A 22,636-nucleotide genomic window follows, 5' to 3' on the forward strand; every position below is an offset into this window, starting at 1 on the left:
CAGCACTCTTTCGGCCGATGCGCGGCAACGCCTTGCGCGACGGTCGCCGGTGTGGGTCTCAGCCTTCGCCATGATCTTCGCTCGCGCACTGAGGCGGGACTTTCACGCGGTTCGTATTGCCAAGGCCGGGCCGCAGCCGCCGGCCGATACGCCGCGTCTCGTGATCTATATGAACCATCCGTCGTGGTGGGATGCGGCTGTTATCCCCGTGCTCCTCGCGAAGCTGTTCCCGGGCCGAGCTGGGTTTGCGCCAGTCGACGAAAAGATGACGCGGCGCTATGGCTTCATGCCACGGATCGGCGCCTTCGGGGTCGCGCAGGACAGCCGTCGCGGCGCCGCGGTCTTTTTGGAAACCGCCGCCACGGTTCTGGCGAGGCCGGAGGGGCTGCTGGTCGTGACGGCGCAGGGGCGTTTCGCCGATGTGCGGGAGCGTCCTGTCCGGCTCGCGCCAGGCTTGGCCCATCTGTTGGACCGCACGCCCGATGCGACCCTGGTGCCGCTCGCGGTCGATTATCCGTTTTGGGACGAGCGCAAACCGGAAGCCTTGCTCCGCTTCGGACCGGCCATTGCCGCACGGTCCTTGCTCGGCTTCGACAAACGCAACCGACATGACGCTCTGGCCGATGCGCTCGGCACCGCCATGGATGCGCTTGCGGCTGATGCAATCGCACGTGATGCGGCCCGATTTACGACATTGCTCGACGGGAGTGTCGGGGTGGGCGGCGTCTATGATGCGTGGCGATGGACCCGCGCCAGATTTCGGGGTGAACGGTTCAGCGCAGCGCATGGAGAGCAGCCTTGATCGTGGCTCTCGTCGTTCTTGCCCTCGCGGCACTGCCGCTGGTGATGACGCTTCTCAACGTCCGCCTGATCACGACCCCGCCGCTGCCCACGACGCGGCCCGCCGTCGCGATCCTGATCCCGGCCCGCAACGAGGAACGTGCGATCGGCCGATGTGTCGAGGCCGCGCTGGCGAATGTTCAGGCCGACATCGAGGTGATTGTTCTCGATGATGCCTCGACCGACAGAACGTCGGAGGTGGTGCGTGCCATCGCGCTGCGCGATAGCCGCCTCACGCTGGCGCAGGCGCCCCCTTTGCCACCGGGATGGAATGGCAAGCAGCATGCCTGCTCGGTGCTGGCATCGCTGACCGCGAAACCCTTCCTGCTATTTCTCGACGCTGATGTCGTGCTGCAACCCGAAGCGGCGGCTCGTCTCGCTCCGGCCAAGGGCGTCGATCTCGTGAGCGGCGTGCCGCGCCAGGAGATGGGCGGCGCGTTGGAACGGATGGTCGTGCCAATCATCAACGCGCTCCTGCTCGGATATCTGCCGGTCGGGATGATGCGGCGAAGCCGGCAGGTGGGACTGGCAGCTGGGTGCGGGCAGATGATGATGGTGCGAGCCGAGGCTTACCACCGAACCGGCGGTCATGCCGGCATTCGGCGCAGCTTGCATGATGGCTTGAAGCTGCCGCGGCTGTTTCGGGCCGCGGGTCTTCGAACCGATCTCGTCAATGGCGCGGCGCTGGCGACCTGCCGCATGTATCAGAGCCCTGCTGCGCTCTGGACGGGCTTCCTGAAAAACGCCACCGAGGGAATGGCCAAACCGATCGCCCTGCCGATCTGGACCGTGCTTCTGTTCGGCGGTCATGTGCTGCCTTGGTTGCTGCTCGCAGTCGATCTGGTCACCGACGCGTCATGGCCTGTGACGGGCGTCACCGCCTTGGCCTGCGCGCTTCCGCTCGTGTCTCGAACGATCCAGTCGCGTGTCGCGGGCGAGCCGTTGTCGACGGTGCCGTTGCACCCGCTTGGAATTCTGGTCACGCTCGCGATTCAATGGACCGCTTTGGCGCGTCGTCGCTTCGGGCGCCCGACCGAATGGCGCGGGCGCGCCTATCTGGCTGAGAATTAAACTGATGGGGCCGGGCGCGTCGATCGAGGTGGACGATCCTGGCCCGGCTTACGCTCGTCTGCGCGCCGCTTGGGATCGCGCGGGCGGGTTGTCGGTTGAGCTTCGCCGCGATGCGCTGGCGCGGCTTCGCGATGGGGTGCGCCTTCGGGCCGATGCCTTTGTCGAGAGCATCGATACGGATTTCGGCGGGCGGGCCAGGGTCGAGACCCTAGTGGCCGAGGTCGCGGCCGTGTTGCGGGCCGTCGATTATGCGCGTCCACGCCTCGCGCGCTGGGCCGCAAACGAGCGGGTCGGGCTCGGTTTGCCGTTCTGGCCGGCGCGCGCCCATATCCGCAAGGAGCCGCGCGGCGTGGTGGCGATCCTCGGACCGTCGAATTTTCCGCTTCAACTCACGCTTCTGCCCCTCATCGGCGCGCTTGCGGCCGGATGCCGCGTGTTGGTGAAACCATCCGAACTGGTGCCGGCGACCGCCGACCTCATGGCCGCGATGCTGGCCGAGACGTTTTCGGCCGACGAGGTGGCGGTATTGACAGGCGGCCCGGATCTCGCTGTCGCCATGACACGGCTGCCGCTCGATCATCTGTTGTTCACCGGATCGACCGCTAACGGACGCCGGGTCATGGCGGCCGCGTCGGACCATCTGACGCCGCTGACGCTGGAACTCGGCGGGAAATCGCCCGTCGTCGTCGCTAATGATGCCGATCTCGACAAAGCCGCACGCGCCATCATGGCCGGCAAGCTGATGAATGCCGGGCAGACCTGCGTCGCGCCGGACTATGTGCTGGTGCCCCGCGCGTTCCGAGATCGTTTCGTCGATGCCGCCAAAGCGGCCGCGCATGCACTCTATCCCGATCCCGGCATGATGACGACCGTGCGGGGCGAGCGGGCCCAACGTCGGCTTGCCGACCTCACGGCCGGTTTGACCAGCGTCGCCTTGTTTGACAGGCCGGTGACGTCGTCCCGCATAATGCCTGTACTGGTGCTCGATCCGTCCCTCGATGCCCCCATCATGCGGCAGGAGATCTTTGGGCCGGTCTTACCGGTCTTGGCTTACGATCGGCTCGACGATGCGATCGCGATCATCAATGATCGGCCGCGACCTCTGGCGCTCTATTGGTTCGGCCGCGACAAAGCGTCGTTGCGAGTGCTGCTCGACCGAACGTCGTCCGGCACCGTTGCGGTCAACGAGACGGTTTTGCATGCGGCCGTCGATGCCCTTCCGTTCGGCGGTATCGGCGCATCGGGTTTCGGGGCCTATCATGGGCAGGCCGGGTTCGAGGCCTTTACGCATCGCCGTCCGGTTTTCGTGCAGAGCCGTTTCAGCATAACCCGCCTGCTGCAACCGCCTTATGGCGCTCGCGCCGAGCGGATCATTGCCGGAATGCTGAAATGACAAAGGCGGCGCGCAAGGTCGCGATGATCGGCATGGGAGCGGCGGCGCTGGCTTTGGCGCTCTGGCGGCGCGACATTCCGTTTTCGGTTCTCGATCGACGCTATGCCGACGACAGCTCCCGGTGGCTGACGCTGCCGAACGGCATGAGGCTGCATTTTCGTGACATCGGCCCGGTCGACGCCCCTGTCCTTGTCTGCGTTCATGGCTATTCGGCGTCCAGCCTCGACTGGCTCCCCTGGGCCGAGCGGCTCAAAGCTAGCTATCGGCTATTGCTGATCGATCTGCCCGGCCATGGACTGACGGCTGCACCCGACCGCTACGAGCCGAGCCTTCTTGGGATGGTGGCGTGTGTGGCCGCCCTGATGGAGGCGCTGTCGCTGGCGCGCGTCGTGTTGATCGGCAATTCAATGGGCGGCCAGGTCGCGGCCACCTATGCGCTCGCCAACCCCGACCGCATCGCCGGTCTGGTGTTGGTCGCCTCGATCGGGGCCGCAGAGCCCGTCTCGACCACGACCGCGTCCCCGCCCTTCGTCGTGCGCCTGCTCGGCAGCGCCATCGCGCGGTTCGCTCTCCGACACATCGACCTGACGCCGCTGGTCCGACATGGGTTACGCAATGCCTTCGGCGACCGCGAGGCCGTTACGGACGATCTGGTGCGTCAATATACGGATCTCGCGCGGGCACCGGGCCATCGCGAGATCCTCACCGGGCTGCAGATCGGCCAGCGTGACACGGCCATGCTGGCCCAACTCCCGCTGTTTGATCGACCGACCCTGGTGATGTCCGGGGATGCCGATCGCCTCGTGCCGGTGGCGCAGGCCCGTGCGATCGCCGCCGCTCTGCCGCGAGCCCGCCTTATCGTCTATCCCGGCATCGGCCATGTGCCGATGCAGCAAATTCCGGAACGATCCGCCGCCGACCTTCGCGATTGGCTCGCAACCGGCCCGGACTCGCCTTTTCGACCGTCGCGACCGAGATAGACGACATCGCGCCATAAAGGACCATGCCCATGACGATCCGTACGCTCCGCTTATCAGCCGCCCTGGTGACAGCTGTTTCGTTTTCGGGTGGCGCCCTCGCCAAACCTGTGGTGGTCCCGCCTGCTGCTCACGAATTTGATCTTGGACGCTTGAAGATCGTGTCGCTCCGCGATGCCGACAACGTGCTCGAGAACGACGGGAAGGTGTTTGGAGCGAGCGTTGCGCCGAGCGATGTCGCACGGGTTCTGAAAGCGGCCGCTGCGCCGACCGACAAGATCACGCTCGGGGTCGATGCTCTGCTGGTGAAGGCGCCGGATCGCGTCATGCTGTTCGATACGGGCCTCGGCCCAACCGTTCACGGCGCGCTGATGGGCAGCCTCGAGCAGGCCCATGTGAAGCCCAGCGACGTGACCGACATCATGATCACGCATTCGCATTTCGACCACGTCGGCGGCCTTGCGACGTCCGGGGGAGAGTTAGCGTTTCCCAAGGCGACGATCCACATCTCGGCCAAGGAATGGGCGTGGATGCAGAGCCAGCCCGACAGCCAGGCTCTCGCCAAGATTATCGCGCCGCGCGTCGAGACCTTCGATCCGGGCGGGATGATCGTCCCCGGTGTGACGACCCTGTCGCTGCCGGGTCATACGCCGGGCCATGTCGGCTATCAGATCACCTCCGAGGGTCAGACGTTGGTCGATATCGGCGATACCGCGCATAGTTCGATCGTGTCGTTAGCCGAGCCCGAATGGGCGATCGGATATGACAACGACGAGGACTTGGGCGAGACGACCCGTCGGGCGGAACTCAAGACGCTTGCGGATGGGAAGACGCTGATCTTCGCGCCTCATTTCCCGTTCCCCGGCGTCGGCCGGATCGTGGCGGAGGCCGATCACTTTGCCTTCAAGCCCCAATAACCTCAACTGACGAAACTGTTCTGCTTCATTGCTCGCCTTGTCTGGGTTGGGTCGTGAAGGTGTAAAGAACGATCGTCCAAGCCGGTCCGCTCCGGTGAAGCACGAAAATCTCGCGATTGAAATCGAGCGCCTTGGTCCCGTCCTTCAGGCGGAGCTCCATCTGTCCGACCGGATGGTGGGTTCGAACGATCGCGATATCGCCGTAGAGATCGACGGCGTCATATTGAAAATCGGTGTCGAATTTTGCGTCCTTGAACAGAGCCGCATAAGGAGCCGCCATCGCGTCGACAGCGACCACGGTGGTTTTATTGTTCCATTCGGCCACGGCATCGGGGGCGAAGAGAGGGCGGATTTTGTCGAAGTCGGCCGCATTCAGACCCGCCTGATAGGCCTCGACGACGGCCTTGGCGGCACTTTGGTCCGATGCGACCGTCGTGTCCTGCGAATAGCTGAAGGCGCCTGACGGGCCACCATCATGGCCCGTCTGAGCTTGGGCCGGCAACGCCCCGGCCGCGATGGCCAACAAGAAAGCCGCCGTCACCGTCATTGATGAGCGCATTGTTTCGGTTCCTCTTGAACGACGGTGTCAGATGGTAACGGGGGAGCCTTCGGGGTCGCTGTGGAAGGTCCAGTGTCCGCCGCTGCGGAACGAAGCCGCGGTCGCGAACGTGTCCTCCATGAACTGCATGGCGCTGCATTTGCCGTCGCGAACCGTGGCGAAGACTGAAAACGGTGACGTGACGAGGGTCGATAAGACGATCGAGCGATAGGTAAAGCGTCCGAAGATCGCAACATTGTCGCCGGAGCCGAAGACCGTTCCTGTGTCGAAGGATAGAACGTCCCAATGCCGCGACACGTCCGTAAAGGTCCGGACAATGCTTTCGGCGCCATGCGACGTCCCGCACCACGGCATGATCCGCTTCAGATCGGGATTGTCATAATTCAACGACACATAAGTAAAGTCGTCGGTCACGAGGGCCCGAACATGCGCGAGGTCTCTCGGGCTCTGTAGGATCGCCAGGACGACGTCGATCGGGGTCTGGTCCATGTCTATGTCCTTTGCGCCGCGCGGGATCCACCGACGCCGGCGGCCAAGCTCGACCACAGCCCTACGAGATCGGTCGGCCTCCCGTTAGACGGCGTTGCTGGAAAACACCTTCCCGTTTGTGGGAAGCCCGATCAGGCGGGAAGATCGGGGAACAGCCGAGGCACCATCTCGGCCGCGAAGTCCTTGAAGATGCGGACCAGACGCGGAACGTGGCGATTGCCGAAATGCACGATCGACATGTCCAAGCGGCGAAACCGCCAGTTTGGCATGACCTCCACCAAACGCCCCTCGCGGAGGAGATGCGGCTGCACCACCGGCGGCAGATCGCCGATGCCGGCGCCGGCCAGAAGCGCGACCGCAAGACCGGCATAGTCGTTCATCGCGAGAAAGGGCTCGAACCCGATCGTCTGCTTGTCTCGGCCGTCCAGGCTGTTCAGCCGCCAGCTATGCCCGGTCTGCCAGAACGAAAAGGCGAGCAGGCGATGGTCGAGTAGATCCTGCGGCGTCTCCGGCGCTTTGCAAGCGGCGAGGTAGGTGGGGCTTGCGACGAGTTGATGCCGGTAAGTGAGGATTCGGCGAGCCATCAGCGAGGAGTCGCGGAGCGGCCCCACCCGAAAGGAAAGGTCGACGTCCTCGGAAATGTGATCGACGATCCGATCGGTCACGAAGACTTGAATGCGGACGTCGGGGTATAGTGCTTGGAACGCACCCGCCAGCGGACCCAGCAAGCCATCGGCGAGGCTCGGGGGCGCCGATAGCCGCAACGTTCCCGATATCTGCGACAGCGTGTCGGACACGACATTGTCGACGGCATCGCTGAGTTCGGCACCCCGTTGCGCATGTTCGAAGACGTCCGCGCCGATGGTGGTCAGGCGCAAACTTCTGGTCGAGCGCTCGAGCAGGCGGACCCCGAGCTGGTTTTCAAGCTCGGCGATCCGGCGGCTCACGGTCGAGACTGGAATTTTGAGGCGACGAGCGGCGGCCGAAAAGCTGTTCGCCTGAACCACGCGGGCAAACAAAAGTAACGCGTTGAGATCGGACATCGTCTTCTCACCTGCGAGAAAGTCATTTGCGACTTTGCCAGCTAATGGGATGCGGCTCATTTGAGTAGGTGTCCAGCGTCGACACTGACCAACGCCGGATGACCCAGCATGACGCACAGCCTTTCGATCAGAACCGCTCTGGCAACCGTCGCTCTCTTGTGCCTCGGCTCCGCCGTGGGGCGTGCCGACGAGACAAAAGCCGGGATCGAGCACACGATGGCGGCCTATAATGCCGCGCTGAACGGGGGTGCCACGAGCAGCGTCCTCCCGCTCTACACGGAGGACGGCGTGTTTATGCCGCCCTATAGCCAATCTGTGGTGGGGAAAACTGCGATCAAAACAGCTTATGACGCCGTCTTTGCCGAACTGAAGTTCCACGTCAAATTCGCGGTCGTTGAATTGGTGCAAATGGCGCCGACCTGGGCCTTTGTGCGGACAAACTCGGCCGGGACGACGGATCATCATTCGACCGGAAAGACGACCTCGGAAGCCAACCAGGAATTGTTCGTCTTTAAAAAGGGCGAGGACGGCACTTGGCGGATCGCGCGCTACAGCTTTTCGCCCACAAATCCGCCGATCCCGTGATGGGACGGTTTTCATCCGAAAGGATGAACAACGACTCCACGTTTTCGTCGGCACATCGCGCGTGGTCCATCCATCCGATCCGCGCCCACACGGAGTTTTGACATGAATGCGGACGAACAATCAGCCGCTGCGCTGCTCAAGGCCTACGGCGATGCCGCCAATGCGGCCGACGCGCATGCCATAGCGGCGCTTTACGCGCCGGACGGCGTGTTGATGGCGCAGAACATGGCCCCCTGCGTCGGCAACGAGGCGGTCTATCAGGCCTATGCTGGAATGTTCCAGGCGATCGCGCTCGACATCGCGTTTTCGATCGCCGAAATGCGCCAGATCGCGCCCGACTGGGTTCTCGCCCGGACGACCTCGACGGGGACCATCAAATTGCTGGCGACCGGGGCCGACATCCCGGAAGCCAATCAGGAACTCTTCTTCTTCCAGAAGATCGACGCAGCCTGGAAGATCGCGCGCTACTGCTTCAACACGACATTGCCGGCGCAAGGATAAGTCGATGCCGCTTTCAACCCGATGGGTCGATCTTCCGGCCCGCGTCCTCATGTGCCTGCTGTTTCTGATCTCGGGATTCGGCAAAGTCAGCGCTGTTGCGGCGATACAAGCCTATATGGCGGCCCATGGATTGCCTGGCTTTCTGATCTGGCCAGCCGCCGCCCTGGAACTCGTCGGCGGCCTTCTGCTGTTGGTCGGGCTTGGCACCCGGCCGCTCGCCCTGGTTCTGGCGGGATGGTGCCTGCTGACGGCGCTCGTCTTTCACACCGACTTCGCCGACCAAAATCAGATGATCAACTTCTTCAAGAACATGACCATGGCGGGTGGGTTTCTGATCCTGGCGAGGGATGGAGCGCCGGGGCTCAGTCTCGACGGCTGGCTCGCTTCCCGCAATGAGCAACCTTGAACCGAACGAGGAGGCGATCATGGCGACCATGAAGGCGGTTGTGATGCAGGGGGCTGGCGGGCCTGAGGTTCTCAAAATCGAGGCGCGACCTGTGCCGGTTCCGAAGCCTGGGGGCGATGCCGCTGCAATCTTTCGTCGACCAGATCCAGGCCGAAACGCTGCGGGCGGAGGTCGGCCGGACCTTTCGGCTCGACGAGATCGTCGAGGCGCATCGTTGCATGGAAGACAATCAGGCAGGCGGCAAGATCGTCGTGTTGACCTGATCCGGGCTGTCGCTTGCTTGGGTTGGCCTGACCAGACCAGTGCGAGCGCCCGTCTCCGGGGTGCGGCTCATGCGGTCTTCGTGCTGGTCGCGATATCGAGCCAGACGGCGAGCAGGAGGATCGTTCCCTTGACGATCATCTGCCAATAGGTGTCGACGCTGAGCATCGACATGCCGTTATCGAGGCTTGCCATGATGAGGGCACCGATCAACGCGCCCGCGACCGTCCCGGCGCCACCCCGCATCGAGGTGCCGCCGATGATGCAGGACGCGATGGCGTCGAGTTCCTGCAGCGAGCCGGCCGAGGGTGAACCGGCTGCGAGCCGCGCTGTCGTGATGACACCGGCGAGCGCCGCGGCGGCGCCCATCAGGCCGAAGACGATGAGCTTGACGCGTTGGACGTCGACGCCGGAGAGGCGCGTCGCCTCGAGGTTACCGCCGATGGCGTAGATGCGGCGGCCCAGCACCGTTCGCCGCGCCATCAGGGTGAGGACGCCGAGCAGCACCAGCAGGATGAGGACGGGGGTCGGAATCCCTCGATAATCATTCAGCACGTAGATGAAGCCGGCCAGAACGGCGCCGGTCACGACGATCTTGCCGAGGTCGATCGCGAAGGCCGGAACCGTCAGCCCGTATTGGCGACGCTTGCCGCGCCCGCGCAGTACCAGCGCGGCGAGCAAAACGAAGAGGATTCCGGCAAGCCCGTAACCGACGCCGGCCGGAACGTAGCTCTGACCCACGGCGACGAAATCGGCCGATATGGGCGTGACCGTCACGCCGTTGGTGATGCCGAGCAGGATGCCGCGAAAGGCGAGAAGGCCGGCCAGCGTGACGATGAAGGACGGGATGCCGCGATAGGCGACCCAATAGCCGTTAAACGTCCCGATCGCGGCGCCGAGCGCCACGACCGCCAGCAGGGTGACGGCCAGTGGAAGATGATAACGCGCGTCGAGGATCGCCGCGACACCGCCGAGCAACCCGAGCAGCGAGCCGACCGACAGGTCGATCTCCCCCGCGATGATGACGAATACCATGCCGGAGGCCAGCATACCGGTGATGGCCATCTGACGCAGCAGATTGGACAGGTTTCTGGCGGTGAGGAAGTCGCCATCGGTCAGGTAGGAGAAGAAGGCCCAAACCACGGCGATCGCGACCACGAGCGCCAGGATCTTATATTGGGTGAAAGCGGCCTTGAACCGGGTGATGCCGATGACCGCGCGTGCCGAGGCGGCAGGCGGGGTCGCGGATGTGTCGGATTGGCCGCCGGCGGTCGTCAGGCTCGGAATATCGGAGGTGCTCATGGCGGGCGTCCCGGTCTCAGGCTGCGCGGGGGAGGTCCGTGATGGCGGCCGTGAGGACGGCCTCCTGGGTCAATCCATCATTGACAAAATCGCCGCGCAACTGACCTTCACCGATGACCAGCACACGATCGGAGATGCCGAGCACCTCCGGCATTTCGGACGAGACCATGATGATCGAGACACCGGTTTTCACCAACTCGAACATCAATTTGTAAATCTCGTATTTGGCTCCGACATCGACGCCGCGCGTGGGCTCGTCGAGGATCAGCACACGGGGATGGGGAGCCAGCATTTTGGCGATCACGGCCTTTTGCTGATTACCGCCGCTGAGCCGCCCGATCGGCAGCATCGGGCTTGCGGTCTTGATCCGCATTGTCGCGATGGCGGTGCCGATGTCCTTCATCTCCCGCTCCTCGTCGATGAGGTCATGGCGGGTGTAGTGGTCGAGCACCGACAAGGTGATGTTCTGGCCGACCGCGAGCTCCGGGACGATGCCGTGTGCCTTGCGGTCTTCCGGCACCATGCAGAGCCCTTGGGCGACAGCTTGCTTCGGCGTACGAACCGTGATTGGTTTACCATCCAGATAGAGGTCGGCCGTGTAGGGGCCGCGATAACAGCCGAAAAGAGCGCTCACGAGTTCGGTGCGGCCCGCGCCCACAAGACCGGCGATACCGAGGATCTCGCCCTTCCGCAATTGAAACGACACATTGTCGACGCGGCGCCGGTCGATGTTCTGCGGGTCGATGCAGATCACGTTGCGGGCCTCGAACACGACGTCGCCGATCGGATGATCTTCGCGTGGGAAGAGATTGGCCATCTCGCGGCCGATCATCATGCGGATGATGACTCCGGTCGTCAGTTGGCGCATCGGCTCGCTGCCCACATAAGCGCCGTCGCGGATCACGGTGACGCTGTCGGCGATGGCCTCGATCTCTTCGAGCTTATGGGAGATGTAGACACAGGCGGTCCCACGCGCCTTCAACCCCTTGACGATGCCGAGCAGGGTGTCGGTTTCCGAGCGCGTCAGAGAGGATGTGGGCTCGTCGAGGATCAGGAGCTTGGCATTTTTGCTGAGCGCCTTGGCGATTTCGATCAGCTGCCGCTCGCCGCCGCTATAATGGGCGACCGGCTGGGCCACGTTGATATGGCTCATCTTGAGGTCGGCCATCAGGGTCGCGGCTTTCGAATACATAGCCTCGAAATCGATCATGCCCCCGAAACCGTGAGGTTCGCGTCCGAGAAAAATGTTCTCGGCCACAGACAACTGAGGCACGAGCATCAATTCCTGATGAATGATGACGATGCCGGCATCCTCGGTCTCGCGAATACTGGTCGCCTTCAACTCGCGGCCTTCCCATAGGATGGTGCCGCCCCAGGTGCCATAGGGATAAACGGCCGACAGGACCTTCATCATGGTTGACTTGCCGGCGCCATTTTCGCCGCAAAGCCCGACGACCTCACCGGCCTTCACCGAGAGGTTGATGCCGTTGAGCGCGCGGACGCCGCCAAATTCCTTGATGATCCCGCGCATCTCGAGCAGGCTATCGGCCATGCTGGTCCTCCTAGACCGTGGCCGCCCCCTCGTTGCGAGAAGGCGGCCGTTGGTCGATTACTTCCCGTCGATCTGGGCCTGGGTGTAGAAGCCGTCTTTCACGACCGCATCCCAATTCGTCTTGGTGATCAGGGTCGGGGTCAACAATGTCGTCGGCACTTTCTTCTTGCCGTTGTCGAGTTCGGTCGTGAACGCGGGCGTCTTGCCCTTGACGAGATCGACCGCGATCTCGGCCGCCGTGCTGGCGATGCTCTTCAGCGGCTTATAGACCGTCACGGTCTGGGTGCCGGCCTTGACGCGTTGAATGGCGGCGAGATCGGCGTCCTGACCCGAAACGGCGGTCTTGCCGGCGAGGCCTTGCGCCGTCAGCGCCTGCACCACGCCGCCGGCTTCTGCATCATTCGAGGCCACGACGCCGTCGATCATGTTCTTGTTCGCCGTCAGGGCATCTTCCATGATCTGGAGAGCCGTCGTGGCGCTCCACTCCGGCACCCATTGAGCGCCGACGATCTTCACCTTGCCGGCGTCGATGGCGGGTTGCAGGACCTTCATCTGCCCTTCGCGGAGGAACTTCGAGTTGTTGTCGGTCGGTGAGCCGCCCATCATGAAGTAGTTGCCGCTGGGCTTGGCATCGAGGACGCCCTGGGCCTGCATCTCGCCGACGCGCTCATTGTCGAAGGTGATGTAGGCGTCGATATCGGAATCGAGGATCAGGCGGTCATAGGCCACGACCTTGATGCCGGCTTGCTTCGCCTCATTGATGACGTTGCCGAGGACTTTGCCATTGAACGGGACGATCACGATCGCGTCCACGCCGCGCGAAATCATGTTTTCGATCTGTGAGATCTGACGTTCTTCGTTCGCGTCGGCGGATTGCACCGTGACGGTCGCGCCAAGCTTTTTGGCGGCGTCGACGAAAAAGTCCCGATCGCGCGTCCAACGCTCGAGACGGAGGTCGTCGATGGAAAAGCCGATGACCGGCTTGTCGGCGCTGGCTTGTGCGCCGCTCGTCAGGCCCACGAGCGTTGCGGCGATGGCGACGCCGCCGAGGAGCGTTGTGAATGAACGAACCATGTCATTTCCTTCCCTGCCGGCATGACGCCGTTCCGTGATCTGCCATCTCGATCGAATGATTGCTGATCGGCTGCCAGCTTCGGCATGTGTCTAACGCAATGAGGTACGCACCGCAACTACTCGCACCGCGACATTTACTTCGACGACGCCAAACAAGCTAACAAGCGGAGCGTCCGGATCTTGCTGCAGCGCAATATAATCGCGTATCGCAGTGCAAAATAGATATTTGCTCGTGATCTGTGCGAGGTTATGATTTACGCTCGTCAAAAATTGGGAGGGCATGTGGTGGATCTGGACCGGCGCGTGACGGCTGGAGATGTGGCGGCAGCGGCGGGCGTCAGCCTCGCGACGGTCGATCGCGTTCTCAATAGCCGCCCGGGCGTCCGCGCCGTGACGGTCAAGGCGGTCCAAGATGCGGTCGAGAGGCTTGGGTTCCGCAAGGACGTGTTCGCCGCGAATCTCGCGCGCAGCCGACAATACCGGTTCCGGTTTCTGCTTCCTCGCCTGCCACAGAACAGCTTCATGCAATCGGTCCGCCGCGAGGTCGATATGGGGGCGCTGCGCGGCCTCGACGAGCGCATTGCGATCTCGATCGGTGAATATGCGGCCTTCGATCCGGTCGATCTCGCCCGTTGTCTCATCGCCTGCCGACACGACGGGACCATGGGGGTAGCGGCCGTCGCCGTCGATGCACCGGAAGTTCGCGACGCCATCGCCCGCCTTGCGGCCGACGGCATCGCGGTGCTGACGCTCGTGTCCGACGTGACACCCTCGCGCCGGGCCCGCTTCATCGGACCGGATAATGTGGCGGCCGGTCGCGTCGCAGGCACGCTGCTGGGGCGTTTTCTCGGCCCGCGTCAAGGCCACGTGCTCACGGTGGCGGGCCGCATGACCTTGCGGGACCATGCCGAACGTCGCCTTGGTCTGGCCCAGGTGATCGAGCGCGACTTTCCCAACCTGTCGCTGCTTCCCGTCGCCGAGGGTCTCGACGATGGGGCGGTGACGGAGCCGATCGTCGCAAAAGCGCTTCGCGAGATGCCCGATCTTGTTGGCATCTACAGCCTCGGCGCTGGCAATCGCGGCATCGCTGCGGCTCTCGAAGCCGCCGGCCGGTCGCGCACCGTCGTCACGATCGGCCATGAGCTCACGCCGTTCATGCGCGAGGCGCTTCTTAGCGGCACGTTCGACGCCGCCATCAACCAAGACCCGTCCGACGAAGTGCGTCGAGCGGTCCGAACCCTCAAGGCTCTGGCCGACGGGTGCGACGACTTCCATCCCGATCCCATCCGGATCGACATCTACCTGAAGGACAATCTGCCATGACGCTGTTTTCCGACCTGCCGACGGTCCGCTACGAAGGCGAGGGATCATCGAACCCGCTCGCCTACCGCTATTACGATCCCGACAAGATCGTGCTCGGCAAAACCATGAAGGAGCAGCTGCGCCTCACGGTCTGCTATTGGCACAGCTTCGTGATGAACGGCGGTGATCCCTTCGGCGCGCCGACGATCGATCGCCCCTGGATGCACGCCGGCAATGATCCGCTTGCGGCGGCGCGGGCCAAGGCCGATGCGGCTTTCGATCTCTTCCGCGTGCTCGACGTGCCGCTCTACAGTTTCCATGATCGCGACGTCGCCCCCGAGGGCGATGGCCTGGCCGCGACGCTGAAGAACACCCGCGAGATCGGCGAGTATCTGGGCAAGAAGCAACAGGAGACCGGCGTCAAGCTGCTGTGGGGCACCGCCAACCTGTTCAGCCATCCGCGCTTCATGGCCGGCGCTTCGACCAATCCCGATCCGGACGTCTTCGCCTGGTCGGCCGCGACCGTGAAGACGGCGCTTGACGTCACGCATGAACTGGGCGGCGCCAACTACGTGATGTGGGGTGGGCGCGAAGGCTATGAGACGCTGCTGAACACGGATCTCAAGCGCGAACTCGACCAGATGGGTCGGTTTTTGTCTTTGGTGGTCGAGTATAAGCACAAGATCGGCTTCTCCGGCCCGATCTTGATCGAGCCGAAGCCGAAGGAGCCGACCAAGCATCAATATGATTTCGATGCCGCGACCGTCTATGGCTTCCTCAAGCATTACGGGCTCGAGAAAGACGTAAAGCTCAACCTCGAGGAAAACCACGCCATCCTGGCCGGCCACACCTTCGAGCACGAGATCGCGGTCGCCAATGCGTTCGGAATCCTCGGCTCGCTGGATATCAACCGGGGCGATCCGCTGCTGGGATGGGACACCGACCAATTCCCGAACGACGTACCGCAACTGACGCTGGCGCTCTACGAGGTGCTGAAGGGCGGCGGTCTGACGACCGGCGGCCTCAACTTCGATGCCAAGATCCGTCGGCAGTCGATCGAGGTGGATGATCTGGTTCATGCCCATGTCGGCGGCATCGATGTTTGCGCCAAAGCCTTCTTGGCAGCCGCCAAAATGGTGGAGACCGGCGCTCTCGCCAAGCATGTCGGCGAGCGCTACGCTGGATGGGACAAGGCTGGCCACGCTGCGGGCGGGGCCACGCTGGACGAGATCGCGGCAGCCGCCGAGGCACGCGGCATTTCTCCGAAGCCCCGCTCGGGGCGGCAGGAAATGCTCGAGAACCTCGTCAGCCGAAGCGTCTGACCAACCTTGCGGGAGGGGTGCCCAGCACCCTTCTCGCTCCAAGATCGAAAAAAAACGGGCACCAGACCCGAGCCGAGCATAAACGCCAGAGGGAGAGTCGAAGTGTTGCAAAAGCCGTTGCTGCCGTCCGAGGCCGCCGACCCCCAGGCCATGTTGCGGGATCCGACTTTTCAGGCGCTGGTGCGCGAGCGATCGAGCTTCGCCTGGAGCCTTTCGATCGTGATGGTCGTCGTCTACCTCGCCTTCATCTTTGCGGTCGCTTTCGCGCATGACGCCATGGCGACGAAGATCGGCGCCGGCCCGCTCACGCTGGGGATTGTCCTCGGCCTCGCGGTCATCATCTTTGCTTTTGCCCTGACAGGGATTTACGTCGCGCGCGCCAATACACGCTTCGACGACCTGACCCGCACAGTCGTCAAGGAGCAGGCTCGATGACGGCGCTGTCCCGTTTCGCGGCAAGCGCCGCTCTTCTCATCGGCACGGCAACGGCCGCCTCAGCCGCCGGGCCGGATGTCGCTCCGGTGCAGCAGCAGGGTCTCAACGTTACCGCCATCGTGATCTTCGTGGCCTTCGTGCTCCTCACGCTCTACATCACCTACCGGGCCGCAATGACGACCCGCTCGGCCGGCGACTTCTACGCGGCGGGTGGCAGCATCTCGCCCTTGCAAAATGCGCTCGCGATCGCGGGCGACTTCATGTCGGCGGCCTCGTTCCTCGGCATTTCCGGCTTGGTGTTCAGCTCGGGCTTCGATGGCCTGATCTATTCGATCGGCTTTCTGGTCGGCTGGCCGATCGTCTTGTTCCTCATCGCCGAGCGGCTTCGCAACCTCGGTCGGTTCACCTTCGCGGACGTCGCCTCGTTTCGGCTGGCCCAAGGTCCAATCCGCACCCTGGCGGCCGTCGGCACGCTGGTCGTGGTGGCATTTTATCTCATCGCCCAGATGGTCGGCGCGGGACAACTCATTCAACTGCTGTTCGGGCTCGATTACCTCTATGCGGTCGTGATCGTCGGCGTGCTGATGATCGTCTATGTCGCGTTCGGCGGCATGAAGGCGACCACCTGGGTGCAGGTCATCAAGGCGTGCCTGCTCCTGGTCGGCGCCACGCTTCTAGCCTTGGCCGTGCTGGTTCACTACGGCTTCAACGTCAACGCTATGTTTGCCGACGCCATCGCGATCCATCCGAAGGGCGATGCCATCATGGCGCCGGGCGGCTTTGTGAAGGATCAGGTCTCGACCATCTCGCTCGGCCTCGCGCTGATGTTCGGCACAGCCGGTCTGCCCCATATTCTCATGCGGTTCTTCACCGTGCGGGACGCCAAGGCAGCGCGCAAATCGGTGTTCTACGCTACCGGCTTCATCGCCTATTTCTATATTCTGACCTTCGTGATTGGGTTTGGGGCCATCACCTATCTGATGCCGAACGCGAGCTTCTTCAAAGTCGCGCCCGATGGTCACTACAACAAGATCACGGATCTGATCGGCGGCGCCAACATGCCGGCGATCCATCTCTCCAATGCGATCGGTGGATCGCTGTTCCTGGGCTTCATCTCGGCCGTTGCCTTTGCCACGATTCTCGCGGTCGTGGCCGGGCTGACGCTCTCGGGGGCCTCCGCGATCAGTCATGATCTTTATGCGAGCGTGATCGCGCGCGGTCGCTCGACCGAAGCGCGGGAGGTGCGCCTGTCGAAGATCTCGGCCATTCTGATCGGCATCGTGGCGATCTATCTCGGCTACGTGTTCCAGAAGCAGAATGTGGCCTTCATGGTGGGGTTGGCGTTTGCGGTCGCGGCGAGCTGCAACTTCCCGGTGCTGCTGATGTCGATCATGTGGCGCGGCACGACGACGACGGGCGCGCTGGTGGGCGGTCTGCTCGGCCTCGTCAGCGCTGTCGTGATGGTCATTTTGAGCAAGGCCGTCTGGGTCACGACCTTCGGCCACCCGGCCGCGTTGTTTCCCTATGACAATCCGGCTTTGTTCTCGATGCCGCTCGCCTTCGCCGGAATTTGGATCGTGTCGACGTTGGACAAGAGCAAGCGCGCGATGGCGGAGCGGGCCGCGTTCGATGCGCAATTCGTGCGCTCGGAAACCGGGATCGGAGCCAGTGTGGCGCAGGCGCACTGACGGCTTCGCCTTTGTTCCACCGAGCCAAAGCGTCTTGATGTCACGGTCCTTATGCTTGCCGGGCCTTGGACTTTGCAATAATTCCAAGGTGTGGGCCTAAGGTTCTGGACGGCCGTGAGACATGCTCATGAGCGGCTCGTCTGTGCCCACGACGAAAGGCCGCCATGGAACTCAGCATCACGCTCACGCTCAACGGGGCGATGCGAACGGTCGGGATCGACGATCCGCGCATCACCCTGCTCGATCTGCTTCGCGAGCGCCTCGACCTGACCGGGACCAAGAAAGGCTGCGATCGCGGCCAGTGCGGCGCCTGCACGGTTCTCGTGAACGGTCGCCGCGTCAATTCCTGCCTGACCCTCGCGCTGAGCTGCGACGGCGCCGAGATCCTCAGCATCGAGGGGCTCGCGCATGGCGATCACCTGCATCCGGTCCAGGCCGCCTTCATCGAGCATGATGGGCTTCAATGCGGCTTCTGCACCCCGGGCCAGATCATGAGCGCGGTGGGGCTGATCGCCGAGGGGCATGCCGGGACCGATGCAGAGCGGATCCGGGAAGGGATGAGCGGCAATCTTTGTCGCTGCGGCTCCTATGCCGGCATTACCGACGCCGTGCTCGACGCACAAGCCCGTATGGCTCCGCAAGACCGGGGAGAAGCCGCATGAAGCGCTTCGACTATTCCCGCCCGACCTCGATCGCCGAAGCCGTCGCCTTGGGGGCGCAACCCGGCAGTGTCTATCTGGCCGGCGGTACCAACCTCATGGATCTGATGAAGGGCAACGTCGCGCGGCCGACGCGTGTGATCGACATCACCCGACTACCCGGCCTCGATACGATCGACGTCCTGCAGGACGGGGCGTTGCGGATCGGTGCGCTCGCCCGCAATAGCGACATCGCCTATCACCACGAGGTTTCGACCCGCTACCCCGCGGTGGCGGAGGCAATGTTGTCCGGCGCATCGGCGCAGCTTCGCAATGCGGCGACCGCAGGCGGTAATCTCCTGCAACGCACCCGCTGCGCCTACTTCTTCGATCTTGCGAGCGCCTGCAACAAACGCGAGCCGGGATCAGGCTGCGACGCCATGGGCGGTGAGAACGATCTTCACGCGGTGCTGGGGTGGAGCCCTCAGTGTATCGCGACCCATCCGTCGGATTTCTGTGTGCCTCTCGTCGCCCTCGATGCCGTGGTCGAAATCGAGGGGCGCGACGGGCTCCGCGACGTTCCGCTCGACGCCTTCTATCGCCTGCCCGGTGACGAGCCGCAGCGCGAGACGGTGCTCGAGCCCGGCGATCTCGTCGTCGCGGTTCGGATCCCGGCATCGTCAGCCGGGTTCGCTGATCATTCGCGTTATCTCAAGGTCCGCGAGCGCACGTCTTATGCATTCGCAGCCGTGTCGGCGGCCGTGGCGCTCAAGCTCGACGGATCGACGATCGTCGAGGCCCGTGTGGCGCTCGGCAGTGTGGCGCTGAAACCCTGGCGCGCCCGTGACGCGGAGCGCGTTCTCGCCGGAAAGACCGTGGGCGAGGCAGCGTTCACCGAAGCGGCGGCGGCGGCGCTGGCCGATGCTAAACCATCCGGCCACAACGCCGCCAAAATCGAACTCGCGCGCCGTGTCGTCGCGCGGGCCATCAGTCTCGCCGCCCGTGGCACGCCGGAGCACATGCCCGCCTTGCCGGCTTCCGTCTTTGCCCAACCCGAAGGAGCCGCCCTTCATGTCTGACACCGCGCCCGTCCACGTTCGCCATGGCTCCAGCATCGGCCAATCGCTGACCCGTGCCGAAGGCATGCTCAAGGTCACGGGCCGCGCCCGCTATGCGGCCGACCATCACCCCGCCGATATGCTCTATGCCGTGATCGCCACGAGCACGATCGCGCGGGGACGGGTTGTCGCCCTGGATCTCGCAGCCGCCAAGGCTCATCCGGGCGTGATCGACGTCATGACGCCCGCCAATGCACCGACGCTCGCGCAGGATCCGGACCTGAAGGGCACGCCCTTCACGTTCAGAATGGAGCTGTTGCAGAACGATCAGGTTCGTTACGCCAATCAGTCGATCGCGGTCGTGGTCGCCACCTCGCTCGAGGCCGCAACGGAAGGCGCGGCGCTGCTTCACCCCACCTATGACGTCGAGACCGCCCGGGTCGATTTCGACGACGCGCCCCGGTTCGTGCCGGATTCGGTTGGGGTCGGCTCGCCCTCCAAGGACACGCATGGCGACGTCGAAGCGGGACTGGCATCGGCCGATCGTCGCATCGAAGCGACCTATGATACGCCGGCGCAATATCACAATGCCATGGAGCCGCATGCGATCGTCGCGGCATGGGACGGCGATCACCTCACCATCGATACACCGAGCCAGGGCATGGCCATGGCGCAGGCCCGCATCGCAGGGCTCTTCGGCATTGATGCCACCGACATCTTCATCCGCAGCCCCTTCCTGGGTGGCGGTTTCGGGTCCAAGGGCTTGATTTCAGGCCCGCAAATTCTCGGCATCATGGCGGCGAAGCTGGTGGGCAAGCCGGTCAAGCTGGTGCTGCGCCGCGACCAGATGTACGGGCCTGTGGGCCATCGGTCGCCGACCCGGCAGACGTTGAAGATCGGCGCCATGGCGGATGGATCGTTGACCGCGATCGACCACCACACCGTCGCGGCCTCCAGCAGCTTCGATGATTTCTTCGAGCCGGCCGGTGGGGTGACGCACACGCTGTATGCCACCCCGGCGCTGTCGACCACCTATGAGGCCGTGCGCCTCGATACCGGCACGCCGCTGTTCATGCGGGCACCCGGCGAGGCATCGGGCAGCGTGGCGCTGGAAGGCGCGATCGATGAAATGGCCTTTGCCTGCGGCATGGATCCGCTGGAATTTCGCCTCAAGAACTATGCCGAGACCGAGCCGCTGTCGGGCAAGCCCTTCTCCTCGAAGGCGCTGCGTGAATGCTATGAGCAGGGTGCGAAACGTTTTGGTTGGGCGGGGCGACCGCTCGGCTCACGGCAGATGCGCGACGAAGCCGGCCTGCTGGTCGGCTGGGGAGTCGGCACCGCGACCTTCCCGGCTCTGATGTTCCAAGCCGAGGCGCGCGCCGAACTTCGCGCCGACGGGACCGGAACGGTCGATATCGGCGCCCAGGACATGGGGCAGGGCGCCTGGACCGCTCTGGCGCAGATCGCGGCGGACGGTGTCGGCCTGCCGCTCGAGAAGCTGACGTTCAACATGGGGACGTCCGACCTGCCCAACGCCGGGATTGCGGGGGGATCGGCCCATACGGCGACGGCCGGCACCGCGATCCATAACGCGGGTGGGGCCGTGATCGCGGCCCTTGCGGAACTTGCCACCAACGATGACCGCTCGCCGCTCTACGGCGCTGGGAATACGGGTGTCGTGGCCCGCGATGGACGTCTCTTCCGACGCGATGACGAAAGCCGGAGTGAGAGTTACGAGACGATTCTCACCCGTGCCGGGCAGGCCTCGGTCCAGGGCAAGGGGCAGGCTGCAGCCGACCCCGCGACCCAGAAGGATTATGCGATGCACGCGCATGGCGCGGTCTTCGCCGAGGTGAAGGTCGATCCCGATCTCGGTCAGGTGCGCGTATCGCGTCTGGTCGGTGCGTTCGCGGCCGGCCGGGTCATCAATCCCCGCATGGTTCGCAGCCAATATTTCGGCGGTATGATCTGGGGGATTTCATTCGCGTTGCAGGAGCGGGCCGCCATGGATCGTCGCACGGGCCGTATCGTCAACGCCAATCTCGCCGAGTATCACGTGCCTGTGAACGCCGACGTGCCGTCGCTCGAGGCCATTCTGATCGAGGAACATGATTCCCACGTCAATGCGCTCGGCATCAAGGGCGTCGGCGAGATCGGCGTGACCGGCACGGCAGGCGCGATCGGCAATGCGGTCTGGCATGCGACCGGGATTCGTGCCCGCGAAACTCCGATCCGGTTGGAGAAGCTGCTCTAAGGCGCCTCGGCTGGCGGCGGAAACGTCGCCCGCCAATGCCGTGCGATCTCGACGCGGCGGCAGATCCACACCCGGTCGTGAGCCAAGACATGGTCCAGAAACCGGGTCAGGGCTGCGATTCGCCCCGGCCTGCCGGCCAGCCTGCAATGAAGGCTGACGGTCATCATCTTCGGGGCGGTCAGGCCCTCGGCGTAGAGCACGTCGAAACTGTCGCGGAGATAGTCGAAGAAGTCCGATCCGGCTGCAAGATCCTGGTTGCGCGCCATGCGACTGTCGTTGGTGTCGAAGGCATGCGGCACGACGAGATGGCTTGTGCGGCCGACCGGCATCCAGAACGGCAGGTCGTCACAATAAGCGTCGCTGTCGTAAAGAATGCCATGCTCGACCGCGAGGCGCCGCGTGTCGAGGCTCATCCGCCCAGTGTACCAGCCGGCGGGTCGCTCCCCGGTCAGCCGCTCGATCGTCTCGAGGCAGCGGCCGATATGGTCACGCTCCTCGTCGACCGATACCCTCGCATAGTCGATCCAGCGCCAGCCGTGCCCGACAAAGTCGCAACCCGCCTTGGCGAAGGCCTCCGCGACGCGTGGGTTCTGCTCGAACGCGAGCCCGATAGCGTAGCAGGTCGGCACGATCCCGCGATCCGTCAGCGCGCGCAGCAGCCGCCACACCCCCGCACGGCCGCCATAATCATACATCGACTCCATCGCGAGGTCTCGGGTGCCCATCGCGGGAGCGCCAGAACCGACCTCCGACAGGATCGTCTCGGGCCGATCGTCACCGTTCAGCAGCGTATATTCGGCGCCTTCCTCGTAATTGACCACCACATTGAGCGCGAGGCGCGCCCTGTTCGGCCATTGCGGATGCGGCGGTTCGGACCCGTATCCGATAAGGTCACGCGGCGAGGAGATCACAGGGCAAAATCCGCTCATATGCGTCTTGCGAGATCGAAAGAAGAGGCCGCGCATTCTC

At 63.9% G+C, this 22,636-nt stretch carries 23 protein-coding genes; 16 read left to right on the forward strand and 7 right to left on the reverse strand.

All coding sequences use genetic code 11. The features are described 5' to 3' along the window. The first annotated feature begins 49 nt into the window (after positions 1 to 49). From LGH83_RS14115 to LGH83_RS14135, 5 genes are read left to right on the forward strand one after another with little or no spacing between them, the layout of a single operon-like run. Positions 50 to 802 (forward strand): lysophospholipid acyltransferase family protein, encoded by a 753-nt coding sequence (locus LGH83_RS14115; protein ID WP_227399206.1) that lies wholly within the window; start codon positions 50 to 52, stop codon positions 800 to 802. 2 nt (positions 803 to 804) lie between these two features. After that, positions 805 to 1,911: a glycosyltransferase gene (locus LGH83_RS14120; protein WP_227401854.1), complete on the forward strand. Its 1,107-nt coding sequence runs from the start codon at positions 805 to 807 to the stop codon at positions 1,909 to 1,911. 4 nt (positions 1,912 to 1,915) lie between these two features. After that, on the forward strand, positions 1,916 to 3,304 hold the full coding sequence (locus LGH83_RS14125) for an aldehyde dehydrogenase family protein (RefSeq protein ID WP_227399207.1): 1,389 nt from the start codon (positions 1,916 to 1,918) through the stop codon (positions 3,302 to 3,304). After that, positions 3,301 to 4,284 carry an alpha/beta fold hydrolase gene (locus tag LGH83_RS14130; RefSeq protein WP_227399208.1) on the forward strand — a complete coding sequence of 328 codons (984 nt, stop codon included), beginning with the start codon at positions 3,301 to 3,303 and terminating at the stop codon, positions 4,282 to 4,284. The genes LGH83_RS14125 and LGH83_RS14130 overlap by 4 nt, the downstream gene beginning before the upstream one ends. A gap of 29 nt (positions 4,285 to 4,313) precedes the next feature. Then, complete coding sequence (locus LGH83_RS14135; protein ID WP_227399209.1) at positions 4,314 to 5,198, forward strand: MBL fold metallo-hydrolase; 885 nt, start codon at positions 4,314 to 4,316, stop codon at positions 5,196 to 5,198. Positions 5,199 to 5,223: 25 nt separating this feature from the next. On the opposite strand, the gene LGH83_RS14140 is transcribed toward LGH83_RS14135, so the two are convergent. The 3 genes from LGH83_RS14140 to LGH83_RS14150 form a co-directional block, all read right to left on the reverse strand. Further along, positions 5,224 to 5,757, reverse strand: a complete 534-nt coding sequence (locus LGH83_RS14140; protein ID WP_227399210.1) for a YybH family protein — start codon at positions 5,755 to 5,757, stop codon at positions 5,224 to 5,226. Positions 5,758 to 5,784: 27 nt separating this feature from the next. Then, complete coding sequence (locus tag LGH83_RS14145) at positions 5,785 to 6,246, reverse strand: nuclear transport factor 2 family protein (RefSeq protein WP_227399211.1); 462 nt, start codon at positions 6,244 to 6,246, stop codon at positions 5,785 to 5,787. Positions 6,247 to 6,377: 131 nt separating this feature from the next. Then, a complete protein-coding gene (locus LGH83_RS14150) occupies positions 6,378 to 7,289 on the reverse strand; it encodes a LysR family transcriptional regulator (protein WP_227399212.1) in 912 nt (303 codons plus the stop codon). A 108-nt stretch (positions 7,290 to 7,397) separates the two neighbouring features. Between LGH83_RS14150 and LGH83_RS14155 the strand changes: the two genes are divergently transcribed. The 4 genes from LGH83_RS14155 to LGH83_RS14170 all read left to right on the forward strand — a co-directional run bounded on the left by LGH83_RS14155 (position 7,398) and on the right by LGH83_RS14170 (position 9,044). Then, complete coding sequence (locus LGH83_RS14155; RefSeq protein ID WP_227399213.1) at positions 7,398 to 7,874, forward strand: YybH family protein; 477 nt, start codon at positions 7,398 to 7,400, stop codon at positions 7,872 to 7,874. A 102-nt stretch (positions 7,875 to 7,976) separates the two neighbouring features. Next, positions 7,977 to 8,375: a YybH family protein gene (locus LGH83_RS14160; RefSeq protein ID WP_227399214.1), complete on the forward strand. Its 399-nt coding sequence runs from the start codon at positions 7,977 to 7,979 to the stop codon at positions 8,373 to 8,375. Between the two features lie 4 nt (positions 8,376 to 8,379). Then, positions 8,380 to 8,781 (forward strand): DoxX family protein, encoded by a 402-nt coding sequence (locus tag LGH83_RS14165; RefSeq protein WP_227399215.1) that lies wholly within the window; start codon positions 8,380 to 8,382, stop codon positions 8,779 to 8,781. A gap of 116 nt (positions 8,782 to 8,897) precedes the next feature. Next, positions 8,898 to 9,044 (forward strand): zinc-binding dehydrogenase, encoded by a 147-nt coding sequence (locus LGH83_RS14170; RefSeq protein WP_227399216.1) that lies wholly within the window; start codon positions 8,898 to 8,900, stop codon positions 9,042 to 9,044. Positions 9,045 to 9,111: 67 nt separating this feature from the next. Here the strand turns inward: LGH83_RS14170 and LGH83_RS14175 are convergent, their stop codons facing one another. The 3 genes from LGH83_RS14175 to xylF are packed head-to-tail and all read right to left on the reverse strand — an operon-like array spanning position 9,112 to position 12,970. Next, positions 9,112 to 10,344: a sugar ABC transporter permease gene (locus LGH83_RS14175; protein ID WP_227399217.1), complete on the reverse strand. Its 1,233-nt coding sequence runs from the start codon at positions 10,342 to 10,344 to the stop codon at positions 9,112 to 9,114. Positions 10,345 to 10,360: 16 nt separating this feature from the next. Further along, complete coding sequence (locus tag LGH83_RS14180) at positions 10,361 to 11,896, reverse strand: xylose ABC transporter ATP-binding protein (protein ID WP_227399218.1); 1,536 nt, start codon at positions 11,894 to 11,896, stop codon at positions 10,361 to 10,363. 57 nt (positions 11,897 to 11,953) lie between these two features. Beyond that, the gene (xylF, locus tag LGH83_RS14185; protein ID WP_227399219.1) at positions 11,954 to 12,970 is read right to left on the reverse strand and encodes a D-xylose ABC transporter substrate-binding protein; all 1,017 of its coding nucleotides are present in this window, start codon (positions 12,968 to 12,970) and stop codon (positions 11,954 to 11,956) included. Positions 12,971 to 13,252: 282 nt separating this feature from the next. On the opposite strand from xylF, the gene LGH83_RS14190 reads away from it, so the two are divergent. From LGH83_RS14190 to LGH83_RS14220, 7 genes are all read left to right on the forward strand, one after another. Then, positions 13,253 to 14,293 carry a LacI family DNA-binding transcriptional regulator gene (locus tag LGH83_RS14190; protein ID WP_227399220.1) on the forward strand — a complete coding sequence of 347 codons (1,041 nt, stop codon included), beginning with the start codon at positions 13,253 to 13,255 and terminating at the stop codon, positions 14,291 to 14,293. Next, positions 14,290 to 15,594 carry a xylose isomerase gene (gene xylA / locus LGH83_RS14195; RefSeq protein WP_131113834.1) on the forward strand — a complete coding sequence of 435 codons (1,305 nt, stop codon included), beginning with the start codon at positions 14,290 to 14,292 and terminating at the stop codon, positions 15,592 to 15,594. The genes LGH83_RS14190 and xylA overlap by 4 nt, the downstream gene beginning before the upstream one ends. A 102-nt stretch (positions 15,595 to 15,696) precedes the next feature. Beyond that, positions 15,697 to 16,029: a DUF485 domain-containing protein gene (locus LGH83_RS14200; protein ID WP_227399221.1), complete on the forward strand. Its 333-nt coding sequence runs from the start codon at positions 15,697 to 15,699 to the stop codon at positions 16,027 to 16,029. Further along, entirely contained in the window at positions 16,026 to 17,717 is a 1,692-nt protein-coding gene (locus LGH83_RS14205; RefSeq protein WP_227399222.1) for a cation acetate symporter, read from the forward strand. Before LGH83_RS14200 ends, LGH83_RS14205 begins: the two co-directional genes overlap by 4 nt. A 164-nt stretch (positions 17,718 to 17,881) precedes the next feature. Beyond that, the gene (locus tag LGH83_RS14210) at positions 17,882 to 18,379 is read left to right on the forward strand and encodes a (2Fe-2S)-binding protein (protein WP_227399223.1); all 498 of its coding nucleotides are present in this window, start codon (positions 17,882 to 17,884) and stop codon (positions 18,377 to 18,379) included. After that, positions 18,376 to 19,434, forward strand: a complete 1,059-nt coding sequence (locus LGH83_RS14215) for an FAD binding domain-containing protein (RefSeq protein WP_227399224.1) — start codon at positions 18,376 to 18,378, stop codon at positions 19,432 to 19,434. The genes LGH83_RS14210 and LGH83_RS14215 overlap by 4 nt, the downstream gene beginning before the upstream one ends. Then, on the forward strand, positions 19,427 to 21,667 hold the full coding sequence (locus tag LGH83_RS14220) for a xanthine dehydrogenase family protein molybdopterin-binding subunit (protein ID WP_227399225.1): 2,241 nt from the start codon (positions 19,427 to 19,429) through the stop codon (positions 21,665 to 21,667). The genes LGH83_RS14215 and LGH83_RS14220 overlap by 8 nt, the downstream gene beginning before the upstream one ends. On the opposite strand, the gene LGH83_RS14225 is transcribed toward LGH83_RS14220, so the two are convergent. Further along, complete coding sequence (locus LGH83_RS14225) at positions 21,664 to 22,596, reverse strand: polysaccharide deacetylase family protein (RefSeq protein WP_227399226.1); 933 nt, start codon at positions 22,594 to 22,596, stop codon at positions 21,664 to 21,666. The genes LGH83_RS14220 and LGH83_RS14225 overlap by 4 nt on opposite strands. Between the last annotated feature and the right edge of the window lie 40 nt (positions 22,597 to 22,636).

The sequence above is a fragment of the Lichenihabitans sp. PAMC28606 genome (assembly GCF_020616535.1).
Lineage (GTDB): Bacteria > Pseudomonadota > Alphaproteobacteria > Rhizobiales > Beijerinckiaceae > Lichenihabitans > Lichenihabitans psoromatis.

Coding starts and splice junctions, on each gene's coding strand:
- LGH83_RS14125 (WP_227399207.1), top strand. CDS start 1,916: ATGGGGCCGGGCGCGTCGATCGAGGTGGACGATCCTGGCCCGGCTTAC.
- LGH83_RS14130 (WP_227399208.1), top strand. CDS start 3,301: ATGACAAAGGCGGCGCGCAAGGTCGCGATGATCGGCATGGGAGCGGCG.
- LGH83_RS14135 (WP_227399209.1), top strand. CDS start 4,314: ATGACGATCCGTACGCTCCGCTTATCAGCCGCCCTGGTGACAGCTGTT.
- LGH83_RS14140 (WP_227399210.1), bottom strand. CDS start 5,757: ATGCGCTCATCAATGACGGTGACGGCGGCTTTCTTGTTGGCCATCGCG.
- LGH83_RS14145 (WP_227399211.1), bottom strand. CDS start 6,246: ATGGACCAGACCCCGATCGACGTCGTCCTGGCGATCCTACAGAGCCCG.
- LGH83_RS14150 (WP_227399212.1), bottom strand. CDS start 7,289: ATGTCCGATCTCAACGCGTTACTTTTGTTTGCCCGCGTGGTTCAGGCG.
- LGH83_RS14155 (WP_227399213.1), top strand. CDS start 7,398: ATGACGCACAGCCTTTCGATCAGAACCGCTCTGGCAACCGTCGCTCTC.
- LGH83_RS14160 (WP_227399214.1), top strand. CDS start 7,977: ATGAATGCGGACGAACAATCAGCCGCTGCGCTGCTCAAGGCCTACGGC.
- LGH83_RS14165 (WP_227399215.1), top strand. CDS start 8,380: ATGCCGCTTTCAACCCGATGGGTCGATCTTCCGGCCCGCGTCCTCATG.
- LGH83_RS14170 (WP_227399216.1), top strand. CDS start 8,898: ATGCCGCTGCAATCTTTCGTCGACCAGATCCAGGCCGAAACGCTGCGG.
- LGH83_RS14175 (WP_227399217.1), bottom strand. CDS start 10,344: ATGAGCACCTCCGATATTCCGAGCCTGACGACCGCCGGCGGCCAATCC.
- LGH83_RS14180 (WP_227399218.1), bottom strand. CDS start 11,896: ATGGCCGATAGCCTGCTCGAGATGCGCGGGATCATCAAGGAATTTGGC.
- xylF (WP_227399219.1), bottom strand. CDS start 12,970: ATGGTTCGTTCATTCACAACGCTCCTCGGCGGCGTCGCCATCGCCGCA.
- xylA (WP_131113834.1), top strand. CDS start 14,290: ATGACGCTGTTTTCCGACCTGCCGACGGTCCGCTACGAAGGCGAGGGA.
- LGH83_RS14205 (WP_227399222.1), top strand. CDS start 16,026: ATGACGGCGCTGTCCCGTTTCGCGGCAAGCGCCGCTCTTCTCATCGGC.
- LGH83_RS14210 (WP_227399223.1), top strand. CDS start 17,882: ATGGAACTCAGCATCACGCTCACGCTCAACGGGGCGATGCGAACGGTC.
- LGH83_RS14215 (WP_227399224.1), top strand. CDS start 18,376: ATGAAGCGCTTCGACTATTCCCGCCCGACCTCGATCGCCGAAGCCGTC.
- LGH83_RS14220 (WP_227399225.1), top strand. CDS start 19,427: ATGTCTGACACCGCGCCCGTCCACGTTCGCCATGGCTCCAGCATCGGC.
- LGH83_RS14225 (WP_227399226.1), bottom strand. CDS start 22,596: ATGAGCGGATTTTGCCCTGTGATCTCCTCGCCGCGTGACCTTATCGGA.